Origin of the sequence: Georgenia sp. 311, from assembly GCF_006151955.1 — a bacterium.
GTDB classification, from domain to species: domain Bacteria; phylum Actinomycetota; class Actinomycetes; order Actinomycetales; family Actinomycetaceae; genus Oceanitalea; species Oceanitalea wutianyii.
Genome location: NZ_VDFS01000044.1, coordinates 34,563 through 59,351, shown reverse-complemented (window position 1 = coordinate 59,351; position 24,789 = coordinate 34,563). Strand labels below are relative to the sequence as shown.

At 73.1% G+C, this 24,789-nt stretch carries 18 protein-coding genes and 1 tRNA gene; 9 read left to right on the top strand and 10 right to left on the bottom strand.

The window, feature by feature from the left end; genetic code table 11:
• Positions 1 to 106 precede the first annotated feature (106 nt).
• From ptsP to FHE66_RS09445, 5 genes are read left to right on the top strand one after another with little or no spacing between them, the layout of a single operon-like run.
• Positions 107 to 1,759, top strand: coding sequence for a phosphoenolpyruvate--protein phosphotransferase (gene ptsP / locus FHE66_RS09465; RefSeq protein WP_255303672.1), 1,653 nt, complete (start codon positions 107 to 109; stop codon positions 1,757 to 1,759).
• Between the two features lie 32 nt (positions 1,760 to 1,791).
• On the top strand, positions 1,792 to 2,151 hold the full coding sequence (locus tag FHE66_RS09460; RefSeq protein ID WP_139072723.1) for a globin: 360 nt from the start codon (positions 1,792 to 1,794) through the stop codon (positions 2,149 to 2,151).
• Entirely contained in the window at positions 2,148 to 3,056 is a 909-nt protein-coding gene (locus FHE66_RS09455; protein ID WP_139072711.1) for an acyl-CoA thioesterase II, read from the top strand. The genes FHE66_RS09460 and FHE66_RS09455 overlap by 4 nt, the downstream gene beginning before the upstream one ends.
• A gap of 57 nt (positions 3,057 to 3,113) precedes the next feature.
• Positions 3,114 to 4,115, top strand: coding sequence for a DNA topoisomerase IB (locus FHE66_RS09450; protein ID WP_139072710.1), 1,002 nt, complete (start codon positions 3,114 to 3,116; stop codon positions 4,113 to 4,115).
• A gap of 40 nt (positions 4,116 to 4,155) precedes the next feature.
• The gene (locus FHE66_RS09445) at positions 4,156 to 6,183 is read left to right on the top strand and encodes a hypothetical protein (protein WP_139072709.1); all 2,028 of its coding nucleotides are present in this window, start codon (positions 4,156 to 4,158) and stop codon (positions 6,181 to 6,183) included.
• A 273-nt stretch (positions 6,184 to 6,456) separates the two neighbouring features.
• Here FHE66_RS09445 and FHE66_RS09440 read toward each other — a convergent pair whose 3' ends face one another.
• The 5 genes from FHE66_RS09440 to FHE66_RS09420 all read right to left on the bottom strand — a co-directional run bounded on the left by FHE66_RS09440 (position 6,457) and on the right by FHE66_RS09420 (position 12,479).
• Positions 6,457 to 6,921, bottom strand: coding sequence for a thioesterase family protein (locus FHE66_RS09440; RefSeq protein ID WP_139072708.1), 465 nt, complete (start codon positions 6,919 to 6,921; stop codon positions 6,457 to 6,459).
• Positions 6,921 to 8,603 (bottom strand): energy-dependent translational throttle protein EttA, encoded by a 1,683-nt coding sequence (ettA, locus tag FHE66_RS09435; RefSeq protein WP_139072707.1) that lies wholly within the window; start codon positions 8,601 to 8,603, stop codon positions 6,921 to 6,923. The genes FHE66_RS09440 and ettA overlap by 1 nt, the downstream gene beginning before the upstream one ends.
• Before the next feature lie 127 nt (positions 8,604 to 8,730).
• Positions 8,731 to 9,246: a single-stranded DNA-binding protein gene (locus FHE66_RS09430; RefSeq protein WP_139072706.1), complete on the bottom strand. Its 516-nt coding sequence runs from the start codon at positions 9,244 to 9,246 to the stop codon at positions 8,731 to 8,733.
• Positions 9,247 to 9,357: 111 nt separating this feature from the next.
• A complete protein-coding gene (locus tag FHE66_RS09425) occupies positions 9,358 to 10,875 on the bottom strand; it encodes a GTPase (RefSeq protein WP_139072705.1) in 1,518 nt (505 codons plus the stop codon).
• Positions 10,872 to 12,479 carry a GTPase domain-containing protein gene (locus FHE66_RS09420; RefSeq protein WP_139072704.1) on the bottom strand — a complete coding sequence of 536 codons (1,608 nt, stop codon included), beginning with the start codon at positions 12,477 to 12,479 and terminating at the stop codon, positions 10,872 to 10,874. The genes FHE66_RS09425 and FHE66_RS09420 overlap by 4 nt, the downstream gene beginning before the upstream one ends.
• Before the next feature lie 113 nt (positions 12,480 to 12,592).
• Here FHE66_RS09420 and FHE66_RS09415 point away from each other — a divergent pair.
• Both FHE66_RS09415 and FHE66_RS09410 read left to right on the top strand, forming a co-directional pair.
• Positions 12,593 to 12,665, top strand: a tRNA-Arg gene (locus tag FHE66_RS09415).
• Between the two features lie 131 nt (positions 12,666 to 12,796).
• On the top strand, positions 12,797 to 14,311 hold the full coding sequence (locus FHE66_RS09410) for a SulP family inorganic anion transporter (protein ID WP_218013676.1): 1,515 nt from the start codon (positions 12,797 to 12,799) through the stop codon (positions 14,309 to 14,311).
• Here FHE66_RS09410 and FHE66_RS09405 read toward each other — a convergent pair whose 3' ends face one another.
• A complete protein-coding gene (locus tag FHE66_RS09405; RefSeq protein ID WP_255303669.1) occupies positions 14,312 to 15,727 on the bottom strand; it encodes an MFS transporter in 1,416 nt (471 codons plus the stop codon). It lies immediately after the preceding gene.
• A 121-nt stretch (positions 15,728 to 15,848) separates the two neighbouring features.
• Here FHE66_RS09405 and FHE66_RS09400 point away from each other — a divergent pair, with 121 nt between their 5' ends.
• Positions 15,849 to 17,222 (top strand): nitrate/nitrite transporter, encoded by a 1,374-nt coding sequence (locus tag FHE66_RS09400; RefSeq protein WP_176554725.1) that lies wholly within the window; start codon positions 15,849 to 15,851, stop codon positions 17,220 to 17,222.
• A gap of 28 nt (positions 17,223 to 17,250) precedes the next feature.
• Here the strand turns inward: FHE66_RS09400 and FHE66_RS09395 are convergent, their stop codons facing one another.
• The 3 genes from FHE66_RS09395 to FHE66_RS09385 are packed head-to-tail and all read right to left on the bottom strand — an operon-like array spanning position 17,251 to position 20,491.
• Positions 17,251 to 18,888, bottom strand: coding sequence for an ABC transporter permease (locus FHE66_RS09395; RefSeq protein ID WP_255303667.1), 1,638 nt, complete (start codon positions 18,886 to 18,888; stop codon positions 17,251 to 17,253).
• An 8-nt stretch (positions 18,889 to 18,896) separates the two neighbouring features.
• Complete coding sequence (locus FHE66_RS09390) at positions 18,897 to 19,820, bottom strand: ABC transporter ATP-binding protein (RefSeq protein WP_139072700.1); 924 nt, start codon at positions 19,818 to 19,820, stop codon at positions 18,897 to 18,899.
• 14 nt (positions 19,821 to 19,834) lie between these two features.
• Positions 19,835 to 20,491, bottom strand: a complete 657-nt coding sequence (locus FHE66_RS09385) for a TetR/AcrR family transcriptional regulator (protein WP_139072699.1) — start codon at positions 20,489 to 20,491, stop codon at positions 19,835 to 19,837.
• Positions 20,492 to 21,183: 692 nt separating this feature from the next.
• Between FHE66_RS09385 and FHE66_RS09380 the strand changes: the two genes are divergently transcribed.
• Entirely contained in the window at positions 21,184 to 22,947 is a 1,764-nt protein-coding gene (locus FHE66_RS09380; RefSeq protein WP_176554724.1) for a family 43 glycosylhydrolase, read from the top strand.
• Between the two features lie 419 nt (positions 22,948 to 23,366).
• Here FHE66_RS09380 and FHE66_RS09375 read toward each other — a convergent pair whose 3' ends face one another.
• Positions 23,367 to 24,527 carry a hypothetical protein gene (locus FHE66_RS09375; protein WP_139072697.1) on the bottom strand — a complete coding sequence of 387 codons (1,161 nt, stop codon included), beginning with the start codon at positions 24,525 to 24,527 and terminating at the stop codon, positions 23,367 to 23,369.
• Positions 24,528 to 24,789 lie beyond the last annotated feature (262 nt).

The window sequence follows — 24,789 nt, the reverse complement described above, 5'->3', positions numbered from 1 at the left end:
GCGACCACACCCCGCCAGGGGCGCACAATAAGCACAGCATGCACCACGCGACGGGAGCACGATCTTGAGCACTGAGCACGCCCGCACAAAGGTCCGGGGTATCGGCGTGAGCCCGGGGCGTGCCGCCGGCCCGGTGGCTCAGCTCGCCGGGGCGATCCCCGCCCCGGACGCGGCGGAGCGGCTGCCCGCGGAGGCGGACGTCGAGGCCGCGGCGGCGCAGGTCGCCGAGCACGCCACGAAGGTCGCCGACACCCTCAACGCGTCGGCCGCCGCCGCCCACGGCGAGGCCGCCGAGATCCTCGCGACGACGGCGCAGATGGCCGCCGACCCGACCCTCGTCACCGCCGCGCAGGCCAAGGTGCGCGACGAGCGCAAGACCCCGGCCCTGGCGGTGTGGGAGGCGGCCAACGGCGTCGCCGACCAGCTCAGCGCCCTCGGCGGGTACATGGCCGAGCGCGCGCGGGACGTCCGCGACGTCCGCGACCGCATCGTCGCCGGGCTCCAGGGCCTGCCGATGCCGGGCATCCCTCAGCTCGAGGAGCCGTTCGTGCTCGTGGCGCTCGACCTCGCGCCGGCCGACACCGCGCTGCTCGACCCGGCCAGGGTCCGCGCGATCGTCACCGCCGAGGGCGGCCCGACGTCCCACACGGCGATCCTCGCCCGCTCGCTCGGCATCCCCGCCGTCGTCGGCGCGGCCGGCGCGGTCGAGACGCTCGAGGACGGCCGCCTCGTTCTCGTCGACGGCGCCGCCGGCACCGCCGTCCTCGACCCGAGCCCCGAGGAGGTCGCTGCCGCCGAGGCACTCGCCGCGCAGGTGCGGACCTTCGACGGCCACGGGCGCACGAGCGACGGCCACCACGTCCAGCTGCTCGCGAACGTCGGCGAGCCTGCCGGCGCCGCCAAGGCCGCCGAGGCCGGGGCGGAGGGCGTGGGCCTGTTCCGCACCGAGTTCTGCTTCCTCGACCGCGCCGAGGAGCCGAGCATCGCCGAGCAGGTCAAGGAGTACCGCAAGGTGCTCTCGGCGTTCCCCGGCAAGAAGGTCGTCGTGCGCACCCTCGACGCCGGTGCCGACAAGCCGATGCCGTTCCTCACCGACACCGCCGAGCCCAACCCGGCGCTCGGCGTACGCGGCCTGCGCACCTCGTGGCGCAACCCGCGCATCCTGGACCACCAGCTCATCGCGATCGCCGAGGCCGCGTCCGCGGAGAGCGCCGAGGTCTGGGTCATGGCCCCGATGGTCGCCACCGTCGAGGACGCGGAGGACTTCGTCGCCGCCTGCGCCAAGCACGGCCTGGAGACCGCCGGCGTCATGGTCGAGGTGCCGAGCGCCGCGCTCATGTCCGGGCCGATCCTCGCCCGCGCCGCCTTCGCCTCCATCGGCACCAACGACCTCACCCAGTACACGATGGCCGCCGACCGGCTGCTCGGCTCCCTCGCCTCGCTGTCGGACTCCTTCCAGCCCGCCGTCCTGCGGATGATCGACGCCACCTGCCGCGGCGGCGACCAGCAGGGCCGGCCGGTCGGGGTGTGCGGCGAGGCCGCGGCGGACCCCGCGATGGCGGTCGTCCTCGTCGGCCTCGGTGTCTCCTCGCTGTCGATGTCGCCGCGCTCGCTGCCCGACGTCGCCGCCGTCCTCGCCGCGACGAGCCTGGAGCGCTGCCGTGAGCTCGCCCAGCTCGCCCTCGGCGCGGACTCCGCCGAGCACGCGCGGGCCCTGGTCCGCGGCCAGCTGCCGGTGCTCGACGAGCTGGGGCTGTGAGCGCCGCCGACCAGGTGACGGTCTACCAGGCCATGGGCGGGCGCCCGACCTTCGAGCGCCTCGTCCGCCGCTTCTACGAGGGCGTGCGCACCGACGACGTCCTGGCCCCGATGTACCCCGAGGACGACCTCGAGGGCGCCGTCGAGCGTCTGACGATGTTCCTCGAGCAGTACTGGGGCGGGCCGAGCACCTACTCCGACACCCGTGGCCACCCGCGGCTGCGGATGCGGCACGCGCCCTACGCCGTCACGCCGCTGGCGCGGGACCGCTGGCTGCAGCACATGCGCGACGGGGTCGACGAGCTCGGTCTGCCGGCCGACCTCGAGGCGCTCCTGTGGGACTACCTCCAGCGCGCCGCCTTCTCCCTCGTCAACACCATGGAGGCACCGTGAGCCCCGCCGAGGCCGACGTCCCGGACGCCGGTGAGCCCACCGAGGCGCTGGAGGCCGTCCTCGGTCTCCTGCGCCTGGAGCGCACCGGCCACGACCAGTGCACGGGCGGGTCGCTGGACCACCTGAGCGGCCGGGTCTACGGCGGTCAGGTGCTCGCCCAGGCAATCGTCGCCGCCGGCCAGACGGTCGCCGACGCCGGGCTGCCGGCCGAGCGGCTGCCGCACTCGGTGCACGGCTACTTCCTGCGCCCCGGCAAGCTCGACCGGCCGATCACCTTCGAGGTCGAGCGGCTGCGCGACGGCGGGTCGTTCAGCGCGCGGCGCACCCACGCGATCCAGGACGGCCTGCCGATCCTCTCCATGATCACCTCCTTCCAGGAGCGCCAGCCCGGCCTGGAGCACGCCGAGGAGCCGCCCGAGGTCCCCGGCCCGGAGGGGCTGGAGAGCTCGGCGGACCTGTTCGCGCGCTACGACCACCCGGCGGCGCGCTTCTTCGCCCGGCACGGCGCCTTCGACATCCGCCACGTCGAGGGCTCGATCTACGTGCCGCGGGGACGCTCGCCGCTCAGCCGCCAGGCGCTGTGGATGCGCTCGCGCGGCCGCGTCGACGGTGACCAGCTCCTCCACCGGGCGCTGCTCGCCTACGCGTGCGACCAGGTGATGCTCGAGCCGGTGCTGCGCCGCCACGAGCTCGTGTGGACCTCCCCCGGGCTGTCCGTCGCGAGCCTCGACCACGCGATGTGGTGGCACCGCGACGTGCGGGCCGACGAGTGGCTGCTCTACGTCCAGGACGCCCCGAGCGCCCAGGGCGGGCGGGGCCTGGGGCTGGCCAAGGTCTACAACCGGTCCGGCGCGCTCGTCGCCTCCCTCGCCCAGGAGGGCATGGTCCGCGTCCACGCGGCGTGAGTCGGCCCGGCGAGCGCGTCCTCGCCGGGACTCGCACAATGGCGCCGTGATGAACGCATGAGACTGCGTAAGGTCAGCGTCGACTCCCCCGGCCTCGGCCGCCGTCGGGCGGGCCGGGGCTTCGTCTACCTCGACCACGAGGGCCGCCGCGTCGAGGACCCCGAGATCCTCGACCGCTGCAAGAGGCTCGTCATCCCGCCGGCCTGGCGGGAGGTGTGGATCTGCCCCGACCCCGCCGGTCACATCCAGGCGGTGGGCCTCGACGACGCCGGGCGCCGCCAGTACCTCTACCACGAGGTGTGGCGGGCGCGGCGGGAGCGGGCCAAGCACCGGCACGTGCTCGAGGTCGCGGGGCGGCTGGCCGACGCGCGGGCGCAGGTCGCCGAGCACCTCGCCCTGCCCCGGCTCTCCCGGGACCAGGCGCTGGCCATCGCCTTCCGGCTGCTGGACCGCGGCGCCTTCCGCATCGGCGGGGAGACCTACGCCGCCCGGCACGAGACCTACGGGCTGGCGACGCTGCGCAAGGACCACCTGCGGATCCGCTCCGACGGCACGCTGACCTTCGAGTACACCGCCAAGTCCGGGATGCCCCGCTCCCTGTCGCTGCAGGACGAGGACCTCACCGCCCCGCTCACCACCCTGCGCCGGCGCCGCGGCGGTGGGGAGGAGCTGCTCGCCTACCGCAACGGGCGCGGCTGGGCCGATCTCACCTCCTCCGACGTCAACGCCTACATCAAGGACCTCCTCGGCCCGGACGCGAGCGCCAAGGACTTCCGCACGTGGCGCGGGACGGTCCTCGCCGCCGTCACCCTCGCGCGGGCCCAGGACGTCGCCACCGCGCGCAAGCGGCAGGCAGCCGTCACCACGGCGGTCAAACGGGTGGCCGAGGACCTCGGCAACACCCCGGCAGTGAGCCGGGCGTCCTACATCGACCCGCAGGTCATCGACGCCTTCGAGCGCGGCCACACGATCCCGCCGGACGCCCTGACCCCGGGTGAGGCCGCGGTGCGGACAGGACTCGCCCCGGCGGAGCAGGCGGTCCTCGAGCTGCTGTCCTGAGGCGCTTGGACGGCGTCGGCGCCACCCGTAGGGTTGGCCGGTGACGACGCGTCGACGACTGCTCCTCGCCGCACTCGCCGGCGCCGTCGCCGTCGTGTCGTGGGGCGTGCCGGCGGCTGCCGTCCCGGCCCACGAGTCCCAGCCGGAGCACACCGACGCGCTCTTCTCCCTGCGCGGTGAGGACCACGCCGCCGCGCAGACGTTCATCCCCTCCGGCGCCTCGCTGGGGGCGGTGGGCGCGTGGGTGGTCAGCCGCTCGAGCGGCGGGCAGCTCACCGCGTCGGTCCGCACCGACGTCGCCGACCAGACGACGGAGGTGGCCGCCGCGTCGGTGGACCTCGGGCCGGGCGAGGGCTGGCTCGAGCTCGACCTCGGCGGAGCGCCCGTCGTCCCCGGCGAGGAGTACGCCGTTGTCCTCCAGGCGCACGGGACCGACGACGCCGTCGAGTGGTGGGGCACCCGCACCGGCGACCCGGGCGAGCCGGCGAGCTGGAACTACGACCGTGCGCACTGGGGCGGCTGGGCGCGGTACGGCGCCGGGGCCGCGGCGGACTTCGGCGGCTGGCGCCTGGCGTTCTACGTCGGGGAGCCCGGGCGCTGCGCGGCGGACAACTCGTGCTGGCGCCACCTGCCCGCGCAGACGCTCGGTGTCCAGCCCGCCGGACTCGTCGGCACCGAGGGCCGACCGTACGCCCTCACCGCCTTCGAGGTCGCCGGGGCCCGGTACCTGCCCGGCTCGAGCGTCCTGGAGCTCGCCGACGGGAGCTGGCTCCACCTGCCCGGTGCGGCTGCAGGCCCGGCCGTCGTGCCCGCCGGGAGCCCGGAGGCGCTGGCGCAGGTCGAGGAGAGCCGGGCGTGGCTGGCTGCCGGGACGGTCCCGGGACGGACCTCGGCGGAACGGGAGATGGCCGAGCGGGCGCTGCTCGACATGCGCCTGCTGCTCCAGGACAACGGCGCGGTCGCCGCCGCCTGGCACACGATCTGGAAGTACTCGTGGCCGCGCGACTCGGCCTTCACCGCCGTCGCCTTCGCCCGCGCGGGCTTCACCGAGGAGGCCTACCGGATCCTGCGGTACAACGCCGAGACCCAGCGGGCCGACGGCACGTGGGAGGCACGCACGCTGCTCGACGGGTCCGGCCCGCCCGACGCCCGCCCGTGGCAGCTGGACGCCAACGGCTGGCTGCCGTGGGCGACCTGGCAGTACCTCCAGGTGGCCTCGCCGGCCGAGCGCGAGGAGGCGCTGGCCGAGCTCTACCCGATGGTCCGGGCCGCCGCGGACCACGCCGCCGCGAGCCTCGACGAGAACGGCATCCCACCCGCCCGGCCCGACTACTGGGAGAGTGCCTACCCGGCGCCCAACCTCGGCACCGCGGCGCCGCTGCTCGCCGGCCTGCGCGCCGCGGGGGCGATCGCCGAGCAGGCCGGGCAGGCGCTCGACGCGGCCCGCTGGTTCCGGGCGGCGGACCGCCTCGCGATCGGCATCGAGCTGTCCTTCGGATCCATCGGCTACCAGCGCACGATCCTCGACGGCAGCGGCAAGGACTCCGCGGTCGCCTGGCTCGCACCGCCGTTCAACGCGATGACCGAGGAGGTGCGCGCCGAGCTCGACACGACGTGGGACGTCATCGTCCAGGACACCGGCGGGGTGCAACCCGGGGAGCGGTGGGGCGACGACATGACGTGGACCCCGGAGACGATGTTCTTCGCCCTCGCCTGGGCCACCGACGGGCAGCGGGCCAAGGCCGACGCGCTCGTCGAGTGGATGGACGACCACCGCACCGCCGTCGGCGCATTCCCGGAGAAGGTCGACCCGCAGGGCCGGCCCGCGGCCGTGTCGACGCTGGGGTGGACGGCCTCGCTCACCGTGCTCACCCTCGCCGCGCTCGACGAACCGCTGCCGGTCCCGCCGACCGCGCCGTCGGCCGACACCCTGGGTGCCGCGGCCGAGGGCGCCGCACCGCCCCTCACCGTCGAGGCGCCCGGCTCGGCGATGGCGTGGCTGGCTCTCGCCGCCTTCCTCGCCCTCGCCGCCCTCACCCTGCGCCACCACAAGACCCGCCGCCGGTAACCCGCGACAGCCGAGTTCCGCACGCAACGACGCCGCCGCCGCTCGCGCAACTCCGCTCTCGCGCAAAAGTCCGCTGTCACGCAAAAGTCGGCTCTCGCCCAAAAGTCGGCTGTCACCCAAAAGTCGGCTGTCACGCGAAAGTCGGCTGTCACGCAAAACTCCGCTCTCGCGGGAAGGCAGTACCCCCTCCCGCGAGAGCGGAGTTGTGCGCGAGAGCGGAGTTTTGCGCGAGAGCGGAGTTGGTCGCGAGAGCGGAGTTCTGGTCGCCGCCTGTCAGCGGGAGAGGGAGCGGCGGAAGCGGACGGGCTCCTCGACGAGGTGGGCCCAGGCGGCCCGCTCCTCCGCGGTGATGCGGCGCGGGCGGCCGGTGGCCGGGTCGACGAGGACGAGCGTCGTCATCGCGCGCACGGCGACGCCCTGCGCGCCCGGCACCTCGTAGCAGACGTCGAGGCTCGCCCCGCCCATGCGGGCGAGCCAGAGCTCCACCTGGAGCGGCGTGGTCGAGTACTCCAGCGGCGCGGCGTACTCGATCTCCTGGTGGGCGATGAACGTCGCGGTGTCCGCGCCGGGGCCGGAGGCGAGGATCCTGCCTCCGGCACCGGCGTCGTCGTCCGCGCCCGCCCAGAACACCGCGATGCGTGCCTCCTCGAGGAGGGTGAGCACCGCGGCGTTGTTGACGTGCCCGTACCCGTCGATGTCCGACCAGCGGAGCCTGACGGGGACGGTCAGCCGCGTCATCAGCCGCGGGTGAGCTTGCGGTAGGTCATCCGGTGCGGGCGCGCCGCGTCGGGACCGAGCCGCTCGACCTTGTTCTCCTCGTAGGAGGCGAAGTTGCCCTCGAACCAGTACCAGCTCGCCGGGTTCTCGTCGGTGCCCTCCCACGCGAGGATGTGGGTGGCGACGCGGTCGAGGAACCAGCGGTCGTGCGAGACGACGACGGCGCAGCCCGGGAAGTCGAGCAGCGCGTTCTCCAGCGAGCCGAGGGTCTCGACGTCGAGGTCGTTGGTCGGCTCGTCGAGCAGGAGCAGGTTGCCGCCCTGCTTGAGGGTGAGCGCGAGGTTGAGGCGGTTGCGCTCACCGCCGGAGAGCACCCCGGCCGGCTTCTGCTGGTCGGCGCCCTTGAAGCCGAACTGGGAGACGTAGGCGCGCGAGGGGATCTCGACGTTGCCGACCTGGATGAAGTCCAGGCCGTCGGAGACGACCTCCCACAGCGTCTTCTTGGGGTCCAGGCCGCCGCGGCTCTGGTCGACGTAGGAGATCTTGACCGTCTCACCGATCTTGAGGTCCCCGGCGTCGAGCGGCTCGAGGCCGACGATCGTCTTGAACAGCGTCGTCTTGCCGACGCCGTTGGGGCCGATGACGCCGACGATGCCGTTGGGCGGCAGGGAGAAGGACAGGCCGTCGATGAGCTTGCGGTCCCCGAAGCCCTTCTCCAGGTCCTTCGCCTCGATGACGACCGAGCCCAGGCGCGGGCCCGGCGGGATCTGGATCTCCTCGAAGTCGAGCTTGCGGGTGCGCTCTGCCTCGGCGGCCATCTCCTCGTAGCGGGCGAGGCGGGCCTTGGACTTGGCCTGGCGGCCCTTGGCCGAGGACCGCACCCACTCCAGCTCCTCCTTGAGGCGCTTCTGGAGCTTGGCGTCCTTCTTGCCCTGGACCTGCAGACGGGCGGCCTTCTTCTCCAGGTAGGTGGAGTAGTTGCCCTCGTAGGGGTAGAGGCGGCCGCGGTCGACCTCGGCGATCCACTCGGCGACGTGGTCGAGGAAGTACCGGTCGTGGGTGATGGCGATGACGGCGCCGGGGTACTTGGACAGGTGCTGCTCGAGCCACTGGACGGACTCGGCGTCGAGGTGGTTGGTGGGCTCGTCGAGGAGCAGGAGGTCCGGCGCCTCGAGGAGGAGCTTGCACAGCGCGACGCGGCGGCGCTCACCACCGGAGAGGACCGAGACGTCGGCGTCGCCCGGGGGCAGGCGCAGGGCGTCCATCGCCTGCTCGAGCTGGGAGTCGAGGTCCCACGCGTTCGCGGCGTCGATCTCCGTCTGGAGCTTGCCCATCTCCTCCATGAGTGCGTCGAAGTCGGCGTCGGGGCTCGCCATCTCCTCGCCGATCTGGTTGAACCGGTCGAGCTTGCCCTTGATCTCCGCGACGCCGTCCTGGACGTTCTCCAGGACCGTCTTGGACTCGTCGAGCGGGGGCTCCTGGAGGAGGATGCCGACGGTGTAGCCGGGGCTCAGCCGCGCCTCACCGTTGGAGGGCTGCTCGAGCCCGGCCATGATCTTGAGGATGGTCGACTTACCGGCACCGTTGGGACCGACCATGCCGATCTTCGCGCCGGGAAGGAAGGACATGGAGACGTCGTCGAGGATGACCTTGTCGCCGTGTGCCTTGCGCGCCCTGACCATCGAGTAGATGTACTCGGCCACTTCACTCCCAGTGCTTCGAGGATTGCCGGCCGGGAGAGCCCCGGCCGCCTGCAATCCTCCAGGGTAGGCCACGGCGGGCGCGCGGGCGCACGACGACGACGCACGCTTCGCTCCCGGCGATCGGCCGCTACACCTCGGCCCTGGCCCACTCGTCCCGCTCGACGGCGAGCTCCGCGGCCTCCTCCGGCGACGCCCCCTCCTCCTCGGGGTCCTCGAGCCCGGGCGGCTCCTCGGCCGGCGGGCCGTCGACGACGGCGGGGACGGCCTCCGGGGGCCCGATGCGGGTGACCTTGTTGAAGGTGACGAGCCCGTACCTCACCTCGACGGCGACGGTGGTGGCCGTGATGACGTTGGTGTGCTGGTTGCGGTCGTCCCCGGAGATCCACTCCTCCGTGCTGAGCACGCCCTGGACGACGACCGGCATGCCGCGGTGGAGGGACTGGCTCACCGCGTCGCTCGCTCCGCCCCACACCTTGACGGTGAACCACTCCGTGGGGTGGTCGCGCCACTCCCCCGCGGTGTCGCGGTAGCCGCGGGTGGAACCGAGCCGGAACTTGGTCACCTGCCTGCCGCTGGGGGTGATGGTGATGTCGGGCTCGGTGCCGACCCTGCCGCGCACGGTGATCTGGTTGGTGTCGCTCATCGGGTGCTCCCCTGCTCGCGGCCGGCCCGGTGGCCGGCGTTGGCACGACGATGCCCGCGCGCCCCCACCGCCCGTCACCAGCAGGGTCCGGGTTGGGGAGGGCGTGGTCGCTCAGCCGCGCTGTGGGGCAGTCCCCGCGACGGCCTCGCGCAACGTGCGGTGCCGCGCGAGCACGGAGCTCGTCGGCTCGGCGAGCGCGGTGCGCACGACGTCCCGCACCCGCGCGGTCACGTCCTCGCGGTACCCGGCCGCCACCCGCTCACCGTGGGAGCCACGCCAGAGCCGGGAGCCGACGACGGCGCCCACGCCGAGCGCGACCAGCCCACCGCCCACGCCGAGCAGCAGCCCGCCGGGCAGGTCCGTGCCGAGCACCCCCGTGAGGCCGAGCACGAGCCCGACGACGCCGAGGACGGCGAGCACCAGGCCGGCGACGTGCAGCGCGATCGCCCCGGGCTGCCGCGCCTCGGGCAGCGGCACGCTCCCGACCGCCTTCCCCACCGCCGCGCGCAGGTCCTTGCTCGGGGAGACATCGCTCTCCACCGCCTGACGCCAGCGGGCCGGCAGCCCGTCGGTCACGGACGCGAGCCAGCGGCCGCGCACGGCCTCGACCGTGCCCGCAGCGGGCAGCTCGGGCCGGGCCGGGGCGCTGGGCCGTACCCGGGTGGCGGCCGAGCGCAGCGACTCGGCGACGGCGTCGGTCCCGGCGGCCCGGGTGAGCTCGTCGGTCGCGGCCGCCACCTGCGCCTCACCGGCCGGCGGCTCACCCGGCCCGACGGCGACGGCGAGGCGGCGCGCGACCGCCTCGACCTCCGCCTCGGCCGTGCGCGCGGCGGCGGAGTGGCCGGCCACGGTCCGGGCGAGCACCTCGCGGACGTCGTCGACGCCCTCCCCGGTGCTCGCCGAGGTTGTGAGGACCTCGACGTCGTCCAAGCCGTCGGCGCGCAGGAGGCTGCGCACGGAGTCGACGACGCGTGGCACGGCCGCCCGCGGGATCGTGTCGACCTGGTTGACGAGGACGAGCATCGCGGCCTGCCGGTCGGCGAGCCCGCGCAGGTAGCGGGCGTGCAGCACGTTGTCGGCGTACTTCTGCGGGTCGACCACCCAGACGAGGAGGTCGACGAGCGGGAGCAGCCGGTCGACCTGGCCGGCGTGCGCCTCGGCGACGGAGTCGTGGTCGGGCATGTCGAGGAGGACCAGCCCGTGCAGCACGCGCTCGTGGTCGGCGTCGAGCATGCTCTCGCGCTCGATGCGCCGGTGGGGCCCGACGGAGAGGAAGTCGAGGAGCTCGGTGGCCTGCCCGCCCCACACGCACGCGGCGGCGCGGTCGGTGGTCGGGCGGATGGCCCCGACGTCGGCGAAGCTCAGCCCGGAGATCGCGTTGAACAGGGAGGACTTGCCCGAGCCGGTGCCCCCGACGAGCGCCGCGACGGTCCAGCCCACCCCGAGCCGCAGCCGCTCCTCCACCCGGGCGATGTCCGCGAGGGACGCCTCGACGAGAGCAGGGTCGACCTGGTCCCCGGCGATCTCCAGCGCCTCGGCGATCACCTGGACGCGCGCGGTGAGGCGGGCGTCGTCGTCGGTGACGGGCGCGACGTGCGCGCCGTGCCGGCGGGTGGCGGTCTGGCTCATCGGTGCCCCTTCAGCTCACTGGCCCGCAGGCGCAGGCCGGCCCCGGCGTCGCTGCGCAGCCCGAGCGCGGCGAGCCGGTCGAGCGCGGGGCCCGCCTCCTCGCCGACGACGGCGCGCGCGGTCTCGTGCAGGTCGGCGGTCACGCGCGCGACGGCGTCCTGCCCAGGCGCGACGGCGCGCGTGGCTCGGGCGGCACCGTCCAGGCCCGCGGCGGCGGCCTGGAGCAGCCCGCTGAGGCCGGCGGCGGTGAGGACACGGGGGTCGGCGCCGATGAGCTCGGCGGCGAGCGCGTCGCTGCGCGCGGCCCACGCGGCCACGGCCTCCTCGGCGCGCGTGTCGCGGCCGGCGGCCCACGCGGGGTCGTGCTCGAGGAGCGCGGCGCCACCACGCTCGGACCAGGCGCGGTCCAGCTCGGCCGCGGCGCTCGTGGCGGCGGCGGCGGTGAGCGTGACGAGCGAGCGGCGCACCTCGGCGCCGAGGGCCTCGGCGGCCTCGGTGCGGGCCCGCAGCCCGCCCCCGCGCCAGCCGCGGCGCACGCGGGAGACGTCCCCGGTGAGCGGGGCGAGGACCCCGCCGGTGCTCGCCGCCGCGAGCCAGCGGGTGGTCGGGGCGCCCTGGGCGGCGGCGCCGGCGCGCAGCCGGGCGACGAGCGCGTCACCCGCGCCGGCCACCGCCTGCTCGGCGCACGAGCGCAGCGCGCCGGCGGCCATCGCCTGGGCGGTGATGCCGTCGGAGAGGCGCAGCAGCTCCTCGCGCAGCGTCCCCCACACGCCCTGGGTGGTGCGACGGACGACGCCGCGCGCGGTGTTTCGCCCGCCGAGGAGGGTGAGCCACGTGCGCACGGGCTCGACGACCTCCTCGGGCAGCAGGCCCTCGTGGGGGCCGACGTCGGGGACGACGAACAGCGGCGCCTCCCCCATCCCGAGGTCGGTCATCCGGCGCATGAGGTCGCCGCGCACCTCGGCGAGCACGCGGCGCGGGACCCGGTTGAGGACGACGGCGACGGTGATCCCCCGCTCCTGCGCCTGGCGCAGCACCCGCCACGGCACGGCGTCGCCGTAGCGCGCGGCGGTGGTGACGAAGAGCCAGAGGTCGGCGGTCTCGAGCAGGAGGTTGGCCAGCGCGCGGTTGCCCTCGAGGACGGAGTCGAGGTCGGGGGCGTCGAGCAGCGCGAGGCCGGCGGGCACGCGGTCGTCGGCGACGACGTCGGCGAGGCGGGCGATCGGGTGCTCGGCGACGAGCCAGGTGTCCTCCTCGCGCACGACGAGGAGGGGCTCGGTGGTCGTCGGGCGGATGACGCCGGCCTGGGTGACCTCCCGGCCCACGACGGAGTTGACGAGCGTCGACTTGCCCGCGCCGGTCGAGCCGCCGAGGACGACGACGGCGGGCCCGGCCTCGCGCTTGAGGCGCGGCAGCAGGTGGGCACCGATCTGCGTCTCGATCCGGTCCCGCAGCTCGGTGAGCTCCGGGGCGCCGGGCAGGTCGAGGGGGAAGCGGGCGGCGGCGACGTCCTCGTGCAGGTCGACGACGACGTCGAGGATCGGCGACCTGCCCCGGACGTGACGACTCGGCCCGCCGTCGCGTCGTCGGAGGTCGGTGGTCACGGGCCCATCCTCCCTGGTCAGAGGGGACCCTCCAAGCATGTCGGCCCCGTGTCGGCATCTGGTTCTCCGGGGAGGCACTACCGTTGTTCCCAGGGCCTCCGTCCGGTGGCGCTGCCCCCGTAGCTCAATGGATAGAGCAACGGCCTTCTAATCCGTAGGTTGCAGGTTCGAGTCCTGCCGGGGGCGCTCCGGAAGGCGGCGCCCGGCGGACTAAGGTGTGGGGTGGAGCGCCCGGGTGCCACCCGGCTCTCCCCGGCTCGACGACGCGCCCCTCCGGACCTCTCGGCGCGTGCCGCCGTCGACCCACGGGAGACCTCGTGCCCTCACCTCTCGCCGACCGCCGGCGCCGCGCCGAGCGCGCCCACGACGTCACCTCGGTGCGGGCGGCGCTGCGCGACCCGCGCCGGCTGCGCACCGAGGTGCTGGCCGGGCTCGTCGTCGCGCTCGCGCTCATCCCCGAGGCGATCTCGTTCTCGATCATCGCCGGCGTGGACCCGCGGGTGGGCCTGTTCGCCTCCTTCACGATGGCCGTGTCCATCGCCTTCCTCGGCGGGCGCCCGGCGATGATCTCCGCGGCGACGGGCGCGGTCGCGCTCGTCATCGCCCCGGTGATGCGCGAGCACGGCATGGACTACCTCATCGCCACCGTCATCCTCGCCGGGCTCGTCCAGGTGCTGCTGGCGGTGCTCGGCGTGGCCCGGCTCGTGCGGTTCATCCCGCGCAGCGTCATGGTCGGCTTCGTCAACGCGCTGGCGATCCTCGTGCTGCTCGCCCAGCTGCCCTACCTCACCGACGTCACGTGGCACGTGTACGCCATGGTCGCGGTCGGCGTCGCGCTCATCGCGCTGCTCCCCCGGCTCACCACGGCCGTGCCGGCCCCGCTCGTCGCGATCGTCGTCCTCACGACGGCGAGCGTCGTCCTCGGGCTCGACGTGCCCGACGTCGCCGACCAGGGCGAGCTGCCCGACTCGCTGCCCTCGCTGTTCCTGCCCGACGTCCCGCTCACGCTCGAGACGCTGCGGATCATCGGCCCCTTCGCCGTCGGGATGGCGCTCGTCGGGCTCATGGAGTCCCTCATGACCGCCAAGCTCGTCGACGACGTCACCGACACGCACTCCGACAAGACCCGTGAGGCGTGGGGGCAGGGCGCCGCGAACGTCGTCACCGGCCTCCTCGGCGGGATGGGCGGCTGCGCGATGATCGGCCAGACGATGATCAACACGAAGGTCTCCGGCGCGCGCACCCGGATCTCCACGTTCCTCGCCGGGGTGTTCCTCCTCGTCCTCGTCGTCGGGTTCGGTGACCCGATCGGCCGGATCCCGATGGCCGCGCTCGTCGCCGTCATGGTCATGGTGTGCGTCGCGACGTTCGACTGGCACTCGGTGCGGCCGGCGACGCTGCGCCGCATGCCGCTCAGCGAGACGGCGGTCATGCTCGCGACCGTCGTCGTCACCGTCGCCACCGAGAACCTCGCCTACGGCGTCGTCACCGGCGTGCTCGTCGCGGCCCTCATGTTCGTGCGCCGCGTCGCACACGTCACCGAGGTCGTCGAGGTCGCCCACCCCGACGAGGACACCCGGGTCTACGCCGTCGTCGGGGAGCTGCTGTGGGCCTCGTCCAACGACCTCGTGTACCAGTTCGACTACAGCGGGGACCCGCAGAACGTCGTCATCGACCTGTCCCGCTCGCACATCTGGGACGCCTCGACGGTCGCGGCGCTCGACGCGATCACGACGAAGTACGCCGCTCGCGGCAAGAACGTGACGATCATCGGTCTTGACGAGGCGAGCGCCGCGCGTCACGCCCGCCTCGCGGGGCACCTCGGCGGGTAGTCAGCGCCCGCGGCGCGCGCCGCGCAGGTCGAGGACCGCGACGGCGAGGGTGACCGCCAGCGCGCCGGTGACCGCGAGGAACCCGGCGGTCACCGCCACCGCCCAGGTCGACTCCTCGAGCACGGCGAAGGCCACGGCGGTGATGACCGCCAGTCCCATCGCCGTGCCGATGCGCTGGGCGGTCTGCAGGACGCCGCCCGCCGCACCGGAGTACTCCAGCGGCACCTGCCCGAGCGTGATCGTCTGGTTCGGGGTGATGACCATGCCCTGCGCGGCCCCGACGAAGGCGAGGGTGAGGAGCATCCACCACACGCTCGCGCGGTCCGCGGCGACGAGCTGGACGACGAGCACGCTGAGCAGCAGCCCGACCATCGCGCTCACCAGCCCGGCGACGACGATGCGACGCCCGCGAGCGCCGACGTGCCGGCCCGCCCAGTTCGAGGTGACGGCCGAGACGAGCGCGGCGGGCAGCCCGACGAGCCCGGCCTCCAGCGCGCTGCGGCCCAGGCCGTTCTGCACGTAGAGCGCGACGATCACCCACACGCTCGTGACGCCGAGGAAGTAGAGCCCGGCGATGACGGTGCCGACGGAGAAGCTGCGCAGCCGGAAGAGCGAGAGGTCGACCATGGGGGCGCGCCCGCGCCGCCGGTAGTGCAGCTCCCAGGCCACCCACAGCGCGAGGAGCGCGGCCCCGCCGGGCAGCAGCAGCCACCCCCACGAGCCCAGGCTGCGCTCGACGAACGGCAGGAGCAGGGCGAGGACCGCGACGGCGAGGAGCACCGTGCCGACGGGGTCGAGGTCGTGGGAGCCGGTCCGCGCGGCGCGCGGCACACGCATCGGACGCGGGAACCAGCGCAGCGCGAGGACGACGGCGAGGACGCCCACGGGCACGTTGACGAGGAACGTCCAGCGCCACCCGTCCGCCTCGCCGGCGAGCTGGATGATGAGCCCGCCGAGCACCGGCCCGACGGCCACCGAGACGCCGATGACGCTGCCCAGCGCACCGTAGGCGCGGCCGCGCTCGGGGCCCCGGAAGTACTGCTGGATCATCCCCACGGCCTGCGGGTTGAGCAGGCCGGAGCCGAGCCCCTGGACCACCCGGGAGAGGTTGAGGCTCAGCGGGTCGGGTGCGAGGCCGCCCCACACCGAGGAGAGGGTGAACAGGACGACGCCGGCGATGAACAGCGGCCCGCGCCCGAGGAGGTCACCGGCCCGGCCCGCCCCGACGAGGACGACGCCGAAGGTGAGGGCGTAGCCGGTGAGGACCCACTGGAGGTCGGAGTCCGAGGCGCCCAGGCCGCGCTGCACGGAGGGGAGGACGACGTTGATGATGCTCACGCTGACGAGCGACATGAAGATGGCGACGAGCAGGACCGCGAGGATGCGCCAGCGGCGCGGGTCCGGGACGTCGTCCACGTCGGGGGAGCTCAGGGTGACCGCCTCTCGTCGATGCTGCCCGATGCTAACGACACCCGGCGCGCGGCGCCCCGCACCGTCCGCCGCGGTGGTGGTGGTGGTGGTGGGAGCATGGGCCATCGTGACCTTCTCTCCGCGCCGCATCGGCCACCGGGCGGCCCGCTCGGCGTGGCTCGTGTGGCTGGTCGGGGCCGGCGCCTACTTCCTCGCCTACCTGCACCGCGCCTCGCTCGGCGTCGCCGGGCCCACCGCCGTCGAGCGGCTCGACATCTCGGCGACCGAGCTCGGCTCCTTCGTCATGGTCCAGCTCGGGCTGTACGCGCTCATGCAGGTGCCGGCGGGGGTGGCGATCGACCGGTGGGGCGCGCGCAAGGTGCTCCTCGCCTCGACGCTCGTCATGGGCGCCGCCCAGCTCCTCTTCGCCTTCGCGACGAGCTTCCCGGTGGCGCTCGCCGCTCGCGCGCTGCTCGGGGTGGGCGACGCGGCGGTGTTCATCGCCGTCCTGCGGCTCGCGGCGATGTGGTTCCCTCACCGCCGTTACGCCGTGCTCACCTCGCTCACCGGGCTCGTCGGCATGCTCGGCAACCTCGTCGCGACCGTCCCGCTCGTCCTCGCCCTCGACGCGCTCGGCTGGACGCGGACCTTCGCCCTCACCGCCGTCGCCTCCCTCGGCTACGCCCTCCTGCTGCTGCGTCCGACCGTCGCCGCCCCCTTCCGTCAGCTCGCCCCGGTGGAGCCGGACGGCTCCCCCGCCCGCCGGCCCGCCCTGCGCGGCATCGGGGCGACGTGGGGACGCCGGGAGACGCGGCTGGGGTTCTGGACCCACCAGGCGACGATGGCGCCGGGCGTCGTCGTCGCGCTCGTGTGGGGCTACCCCTACCTCACCGAGGCGCTCGGCTACCCGGACGCGCGCGCCGCCTCCCTGCTGTCCCTCTACGTGCTCGCGACGGTCGCGTTCAGCTTCCTCGTCGGCCCGCTCGCGGGGCGTCGTCCGACGTGGCGGGCGCCGATGGCGGTGGGCATCTCGCTCGCCGGGGTGCTCGCCGTCGCCCTGCTCGTCCTGTGGCCGGGCGGTCGTCCGCCGTCGGCGGTGGTGACGGCCGTGTTCGTCGTCTTCGCCATCGGCGGGCCGGGCTCCCAGATCGGCTTCCACATCGCCCGCGACTACAACCCGGCCGCCCGGATCTCGACGGCGACCGGCCTGGTCAACGCGGGCGGGTTCGCCGGGGCGATGGTCGCCGCCGTCGCCGTCGGCATGGTGCTCGACGCGCGGTCCGGCTCGGCCGCGCCGAGCCTGCTCGACTACCGCTGGGCGGTCTCCGTCATCGGCGTCATCGCCGTCGTCTCGACGCTCGCGATGGTCCTCACCCTCCTCGGGGTGCGCGCCGACGTCCGCGACCGGATGGACCGGGAGGAGCCGGTCGTCGTCCCGGTGACCGAACGCTGGTGGGACCGGGCCTACCGGCGCCTGGCCAGGCGGCCGCGGCTCGCCTGACCCCCGCGCACCGGTGCCGCCGGCCCGGTCAGGCAGTGCCGACGTCGCGGCGGCGCAGGCCCAGGAGCCCGGCCGCCGCGAGCCCCAGGGCGAGGACCGTCATGACGGCGAGCGGGCCCGCCGTGAGCGCGGCTCCCGGGACCAGCGGGGTGTGGGTGAGCGGGGAGAGGTCCCGCGCCCAGGACGGCAGGCCGAGCAGCTCCCCGAGAAAGACGACGAGCGCTGCCCACACGACGGGCACCCACGCGAGGGAGGCGAGCCGGGGCGCCAGCCCGACCAGCGCGACCGCCACGCCGCCGAGGAGCAGGACGGCCGGCAGGTAGGCGAGCGACGCCGCCGTGAGCTCCCCGACCCACGCGACCTCCCCCGTCCCGGCGCTCACCCCCAGGCCCGCGCCGATGCCGAGCAGCACCTGGACGAGCGCGGACTCGACGGCGACGACGAGCGCCCACCGCCCGAGCACCCCGGTCCGCGAGCTGCCGGACGCGAGCACCCCCTCCAGTCGGCCCTCGCGCTCCTCGGCCCGCAGCCGCAGGACGCCGGACACGGCGAGCGCGGCCGGGCAGAGGGCGAGGAAGGAGAGGATGACGGCCGCGAAGGACCGGGTGAGGTCGTCGAGGTCGAGCTCGATCCACTCCCCCATCGCGGGGATGTCGGCGATGACGTCGTCCAGGGAGCTGGCCAGGGCACCGAAGGCGAGGGCGAAGAGGAACATCGCGACCGCCCAGGCGACGAACGTGCCCGAGACGAGCCGGCGGGCGAGGCCGGCCGGGGCCATGAGCGCGCGCGACGCCTGCGCCGGGCCGGGGCGTGCCGCGCGCAGCCCCGCGCCGAGGTCCCGGCGGCGGGCGAGCGAGGCGGCGAGGAGGAGGAGCACGAGCGTCGTGCCGGCGGACAGGGCGAGCGGCCACCACCGCAGGTCGACGAACACGCGCGTCTGCTGCGCCCAGGCGAGCGGGGAGAACCAGGAGAGCCACGAGCCCGTCCGCTCGATGACGTCCCCGACCCCGCGGACGAGGAACGCCGCCGCGAGCGCCCCGAGTGCCAGGCCGGAGGCGGTGCGGGCGTGCTCGGTGACCTGGGCGGTGACGGCGGCGACCGCGCCGAACACGAGTCCGGTGAGCGCCGTCGCGAGCCCCAGGGCCAGGGAGTCCGCCGCGGGCATGCCGGTGATGACGAGGCCGGCGGTGGTCGCGGCCCCGACGGCGACGTCGGCCAGTGCCACGGTGAGCATCGCCGCGACGGCGGGCGCGTACCGCCCGACCGGCAGGGACCGCAGCAGCTCCAGGCGCCCGGACTCCTCCTCGGCGCGGGTGTGGCGCACGGCGAGCAGGACGCTCATGATCGCGGCGGGCAGCAGCAGCCACAGGGAGAGCTCGTTGGCGATCATCGCCCCGAACGTGTAGTCCTCCAGCGCGAACGCCGGGCCGGTCATCATCACGGCCGCGGGGCTCTCGAGGAGCATCGCCCGGGCCTGCAGCGCCGCGGCGTCGGGGTAGGTCTCCTCGAGCGCGACGACCGAGAGGGCGACGAGGGCGAGGAAGGCGAGCGCCCAGATGGCGATCTGCCGGCGGGACAGCCGGAGGAACAGTCGCAGGAGGTCCCCGGTGCCGGTGAGCTCACCGCCGGTGGCGGCGGGGGCCGGGGCCGTGGTCGGGGGGCGCACCGTCGCGGTCATCGCCGGCCCCCGGCGTTCTCGGGCACGAGGTCCTCGCCGTAGTGGCGCAGGAACAGCTCCTCGAGCGAGGGCGGGGTGACGGTGAGGTGGCGCGCCCCGAGGTCGGCGAGCACGGGCAGGACGCGTGGGAGCGCGGCGTCGTCGACGCCGAAGGTCAGCCGCCCGTCGCCGGTGACGGCGAGGTCGTGGACGCCGGGGACGCGCGCGAGCGGCGCCGGGTCCACCGCCGTCGTCGCGGAGACCGTCGAGCGGGTGAGGTGGCGCAGGTCGGCGAGCGTCCCGCTCTCGACGTCGCGGCCGGCGCGGATGATCGTCACAACGTCGCAGAGCTTCTCGACCTCGGCGAGGATGTGGCTGGACAGCAGCACGGTGCGCCCGGCCTCGCGCAGGCGCCGGACCTCCTCGGTGAAGACGAGCTCCATGAGCGGGTCCAGGCCCGAGGTCGGCTCGTCGAGCAGGTAGAGGTCGACGTCGCGGGACAGTGCCGCGACGAGCGCGACCTTCTGCCGGTTGCCCTTGGAGTAGGTGCGGGTCCTGCGCGTGGGGTCGAGCTCGAAGCGCTCGAGGAGCTCGGCCCTGCGGCGGCGGTGCGCGGCGCCGGTCTCGTGCCGGGTGAGGACGTCGATCGCCTCCCCGCCGGTGAGGCCGGGCCACAGGCTCGTGTCCCCGGGGACGTAGGCGAGTCGGCGGTGGACCTCGACGGCGTCGTGCCACGGGTCGCGGCCGAGGACCTCGACGGTGCCGGAGTCGGCGCGCAGCATGCCGAGCAGGACGCGGATCGTCGTCGACTTCCCCGAGCCGTTGGGCCCGAGGAAGCCGGTGACCTGGCCCGCGGGGACGGTGAGGGAGAAGCCGTCGAGCGCGCGGGTGGGTCCGAAGGTCTTGGTGAGGTCGCGGGCGGAGACGGCAGGGCGGGACATCGGGGCTCCCGGGTTCAGGGTGGGGACGGTCGGGACTCGCGGTCGGCGAGGTAGGCGTCGAGCAGCGTGCGGTCGGCGAGCACGCCCTCGGTGTAGACCTCGAGCAGCGGCCCGACGATGCGCTCGGGGTAGGACCGGAGCCAGCCGGGCAGCTCGTCGAGGTCGAGGTGGTCCTGCTGGGCGGGCAGCTGGAGCAGGAGCGCGCCGAGCGCCTGCTCGGTGAGGACGCGCGCGCGGGCCGCGGGGTCCCGGCTCGGGCGCACGACGCCGGCCGCCTCCCCCTGCGCGAGGTACTCGACGGCGTCGGTGACGAACCCGTCGACGAGGGTGGCGGCGAGCTCGCCGCCGGCCTGGAGCCGGCGCAGGACGTACCCGACGACCGGGGCGTAGCCCTCGATCTCGGCGAGCTGGGCGAGCATGGCCCCGGCGCCGACCGAGCGGGTGAACACGCGCTGCTTGTTGGTCCGGACGACGTCGAGGACGTGCTCGTCGCACGCGGCGCGCAGCCCGTCGGCGGAGCCGAAGTGATGGATGATCAGGCCGGCGCTGACGCCCGCGTCGGCCGCGATCGTCCGCAGCGGGGCGGACATGCCGTCGGCCGCGAACCGCCGCACCGCGGCGCGGACGATCCGCGCCCGGGCGGTGAGCTCCTCAGCCATGGCTGAACTCATGTTCAGAAGCCTAAACCCGCGTTCAGCCTGTGTCGAGACCCTCCCCCTCGCGAGCGATGACCTACGCCCCGAGAGGTCACACCAAGACCTTCGCAGGACACGCGCTCGCGATCGCTCAAGGGAATTCCTACTAAAGAACCACCCGCACGAGTGGCGGTTTCGGATTGAAAGCAGAAATACCCGGCGAGCACACTTCCGCAATTCGGACCGATGGGTTGACAGGTGTTATGACCTGACTCAGACTCGACATCGGGCCCAATGATGTGAGCGTTAACGCTGTCCAACTCGCCGGTTCAGAGATCCAGGAGATCGGGACCGTGCGGGATTCTGCAAAGTCGCAGGACGGAGATCCAGTGATGACCGAAGAGACAGCCCGAAAAGACCGACGCAGCCGGCGAGGCATGGCGCAAACCTCAGCAGCCCTCGCTGCCGCAGGGGCTTTGATCGCCGCGAGCCTCGTCGCGGCCGGGGGTGCAGCCGGGGCGCCGGCTCGAGCTCCCATGGCGGTCGGTACCGCCGTAGGGGCCGAGGAGCCGACGCCGTGGGGAAGCCCTGCCGCCAGGGTGCCCCTGCCCGGCGTCGACATGGACCTGACCTACACGAACCCGATCGACCTGCCTGACATGGAAGTCGACAGTAATCCGATTGCGATGGCGCCGACGGATGAGGGCATCGCGAATGTGTCTCCCAGGATGTTGGAGATCTTGGCGAAGCCGGAGTGGACATCGGCGGACGGGCGGAACCTCTCAGGCCTGTCGAAGGCGGGCTTCACCGCCCCGGGCGAGAACTTCTCGACCGTGGGCGAGAACGCCTTCCGCACGGCCGCGGACTTCAGCGCCCTGAACGTCGACGGAACCATGTACCTGTACGCGTCCGGTGGCCTGGGGAACGACGTCAACAGCCGCGTCGCCTGGTCCACGACCGACTACCTCACCTGGACCCCCCACGAGATGAACCTGGGTCTCACGGCGCCGTCCGTCGTCCAGGTCGGCGACAAGTTCTACATGGGGGGCAACTGGACGCCGTTCTACGTCGCGGACTCCCCCACCGGTCCGTGGACCGAGCTCGGGTGGCCCAGGCACCTGAACGGCCGGACCCTCTCGGCCGGTGACGTCCAGTTCTTCCTCGACACGGACGGCCGTCTCTACCTGGTCTACAACCTCGGCGCGCCGATCATGGGCGTCGAGCTCGATCCGACGGATCCGACCAAGGTGCTGACCGAGCCCGTCGTGCTCTTCGACTACGACCCGGCCCAGGAGTGGCAGCACATCGGTGAGAACAAGCAGGGCTTCACCCACGGGTACATGGAGGGAGGGCAGATGTTCAAGGTGGGTGACACGTACTACGTGCAGGTCGTGGCAGGCGGGTCGGAGCACACGGGCTACTCCGCCGGAGTCATGTCGTCCCAGAGCCCACTCGGGGAGTACAGCCTGCCGGAGGGGCAGGTGAACCCGATCGGCTACGGCCCGCAGAGCAACTACCCGAGCGCGCTGTACCCCAACGCGGGGCACGGGTCCTTCGTGGTCGACGACGCGGGCAACATCATCTTCTTCTACACCTACGTCATCGCCTACGAGACGGGCTTCGAGCGGCGGCTGGGGATGGACACGTGCGAGGTCGGGCCCACGGGTGCGCTGAGCTGCGACCTGTCCAACACGCCCCAGCTGGCCCCGGGACACGAGATCGACGGCCAGCGGGACGTCGGGCTGTACAACGTCAGCACGCTCACCTCGGCGTACTGGACGAGCAGCTACGCCCCCGGACGCACGCCGTACTACGCGGCGGACCGATCGCTCGGGACCTGGTGGCAGCCCGCCGAGGACGATGAGGACCCGACCTACATCAGTGGCTTCGGGAACCCGTTCTACATCTCCGCGGCGCAGATCAACTGGAAGGAGACCGGGCACGGGCACACGAAGGACAACGCGGTGCAGTACACCCTGGAGTACCGCGACATCGAGTCGAACTCGTGGCAGCCGCTGGTCGACAGGAGCGAGAACACCACTCCGCACACCGCTGAGTACGTCACGTTCGACCGGGTGCTCACCCACGCCGTGCGCCTGAAGATCACCGGCACGACGGAGGACGTCACGGTGGGGATCGCCGAGCTCAACGTCTTCGGGGAGAACCACACGCTCGTCGTCGAGAAGGGCATGCTCCCGCCGGACGGCGTGGACGAGGTCTCGGTGGACGTGCAGGCTCAGGCGCGCTGCCTCGCGGGGCGCGCCTATGTCGCGGTGCGCGCGCTCAACACCGACGAGGCCCCGGCGGCCATCGAGCTGTCGACGGCCTACGGCAGCCGCCAGTTCGACGACGTCGCCGTCGGGAACAACGCCTTCCACACATTCAGCACGCGGCAGAACGCGCTGGAGGCCGGCACTGTGAGCGTCAGCGCGCGGATCGATGAGCGCGCCTCGACCACCGAGGCGGCATTCGAGGCGGTGAGCTGCGGATAGGCGCACGCTCCCCTGCTGGTCGATAGTGCCGGGTCGGGGCCGTCACCACACGGCGCCGACCCGGCACTGCCGGGACTTCAGCACTCCCGGCACGGTCGTCTTCATCGGCGCGCCGTGCGCCGGGCGCGTAGTCGGGCGCCGAAACGTCAAGTACGCCGCCCCTGCGCTCTGCACCTGGCGATGCCCATTTGGATCTGCCGAGCAAGACGCTGATAGATGTCGAGCCCGCAGGCCCGACAGCGGAAAGCCGCTCCACAGCAAAGAGGCCTTCCCGCGGTTGCATGTCGGCCGCATACCGGACACCCCGCCCCGCTAGCCGATCCATCACCGGGACGTGCGGCGACTTCGCCGCCATGAGCGGAAACTCGTCTAGGCTGCCTGCCCAAGACTCCGACGAACTCTGTTGCCTCGACGGCCGGTCAGGTCTTCGGTGTGTCCGGCTCCGTCAGCCTGAGCGCCTTGGTCGCTTCCTTGACGAGCGCTGGCAACTCCGCGGTGTTGATTTCTCCGGCGTGCCTGGCGGCGTCGCGATGCGCGAATCGAGAGAGGACGTTCTTCACCAGGACGGCATCACCGACCTGCACCCTCGCGGCCAGGCGGATCTCATCTTCAGAGTTCGCATAGAAGGGCGCAAGGGCCTTCAGCGAGAGTGCAACGTCCTCCGCGGTATCGGCCTCCCGGAAGTGCCTCCCGGACTCCCGGAGAAGGAGAGCACCGAACGCGCCCACAACGATCGCGACTGCAGACCTCAAAATGCCGTCGCCCACGGTAAGATCGAAATTGTTGCGGATCGCTTCGGTCACTATGAACCAGCCGATCGCGCCAGCAAGCACGAATACGAAGGCCGCTCCAGCCCGCATCCATTGGGCGGCCCTCCGCTCACGCTTCGACCGGCCGTACCAGTCAGTCGCGCTGAGGCTGCCCGCCGCGTGCTCCGCTAGCGACTCCCCCGCCTTGGCGGTGGCCGCCAGAGTGGCGATGTGTGTGACGGCCTCGACGTCGCGGCCTGAGTCGACCTTCTCGCGCTCCTGCTTCCAGGCTCCCAACGCCGCATCCCATTCGGACCTAATCGTGTTCTCTGCCGATTCGCGGACCGCAGCGATCGACTCGTGCCCGCTCTGGATCTCGGCCCGCAGTGCATCGACGCGCTGGGTGACCTCCGCTAGTGCGTCGAGTCGGTCCTGAAGAGCAGCCTCTGTATCAGAGACCTTCGCTTCTAACTGATCAAGCCGTTTGGTTCGAACCTCGACTTCTCTGTCCAGAAGTTCGACGTATGAGTCTTTGAGGTCCTTCGGCGCCGGCAGAGGGAGGGCACGTAGCGCAACCTCGAGATTACCCACGGCAGGCGTTCGGTTGTAAGCAGCGTTGACGCCGACGTACTGCTTGAACTCGTCGGTGGTGACAGGCAACGCGTTGAGAGCTTCGCTCAGTTCGTCCAACGTCTTAAGGTACAACGCTGGCTGCTGGGCGGTTCTTGTCTTCTTCGCCTCCGTGAGCCACTCAACGATATCCGTGCGCCACTGCTCGCTCTTAGGGTCGTCGAAGCGGGCCGCTGCGAGGGAGTCCCGCTTCAGTTCCAACGTCTCCCAGACCTTGTGACTGCGATAGCGCTGACTGCCCGTTGCCATGTTTCGAGGGAGTCCTTCCGTCCCAAAATACCCGGTCGGCGCTGTCACTCCACGGTCAGATGCGTCGCTGCGCCGCTGTCATCATACGAGCGTATCCGTGGGTATCGGGCCGAACGATGTGGGGTCCGTCTGAGTCCGATGGCGCGCACCCCGTAGATTCCATCGGTGGCCAATAGGTTGCAACGCGGTCAGCTGCCAGCGGAGGTCTCCGTAC

Excerpts from the sequence above, each read along its gene's own strand:
- FHE66_RS09440 (WP_139072708.1), bottom strand. The coding sequence starts at position 6,921 with ATGACGCGGCTGACCGTCCCCGTCAGGCTCCGCTGGTCGGACATCGAC.
- FHE66_RS09380 (WP_176554724.1), top strand. The coding sequence starts at position 21,184 with ATGTTGGAGATCTTGGCGAAGCCGGAGTGGACATCGGCGGACGGGCGG.
- FHE66_RS09460 (WP_139072723.1), top strand. The coding sequence starts at position 1,792 with ATGGGCGGGCGCCCGACCTTCGAGCGCCTCGTCCGCCGCTTCTACGAG.
- FHE66_RS09425 (WP_139072705.1), bottom strand. The coding sequence starts at position 10,875 with ATGAGCCAGACCGCCACCCGCCGGCACGGCGCGCACGTCGCGCCCGTC.
- FHE66_RS09430 (WP_139072706.1), bottom strand. The coding sequence starts at position 9,246 with ATGAGCGACACCAACCAGATCACCGTGCGCGGCAGGGTCGGCACCGAG.
- FHE66_RS09450 (WP_139072710.1), top strand. The coding sequence starts at position 3,114 with ATGAGACTGCGTAAGGTCAGCGTCGACTCCCCCGGCCTCGGCCGCCGT.
- FHE66_RS09385 (WP_139072699.1), bottom strand. The coding sequence starts at position 20,491 with ATGAGTTCAGCCATGGCTGAGGAGCTCACCGCCCGGGCGCGGATCGTC.
- FHE66_RS09390 (WP_139072700.1), bottom strand. The coding sequence starts at position 19,820 with ATGTCCCGCCCTGCCGTCTCCGCCCGCGACCTCACCAAGACCTTCGGA.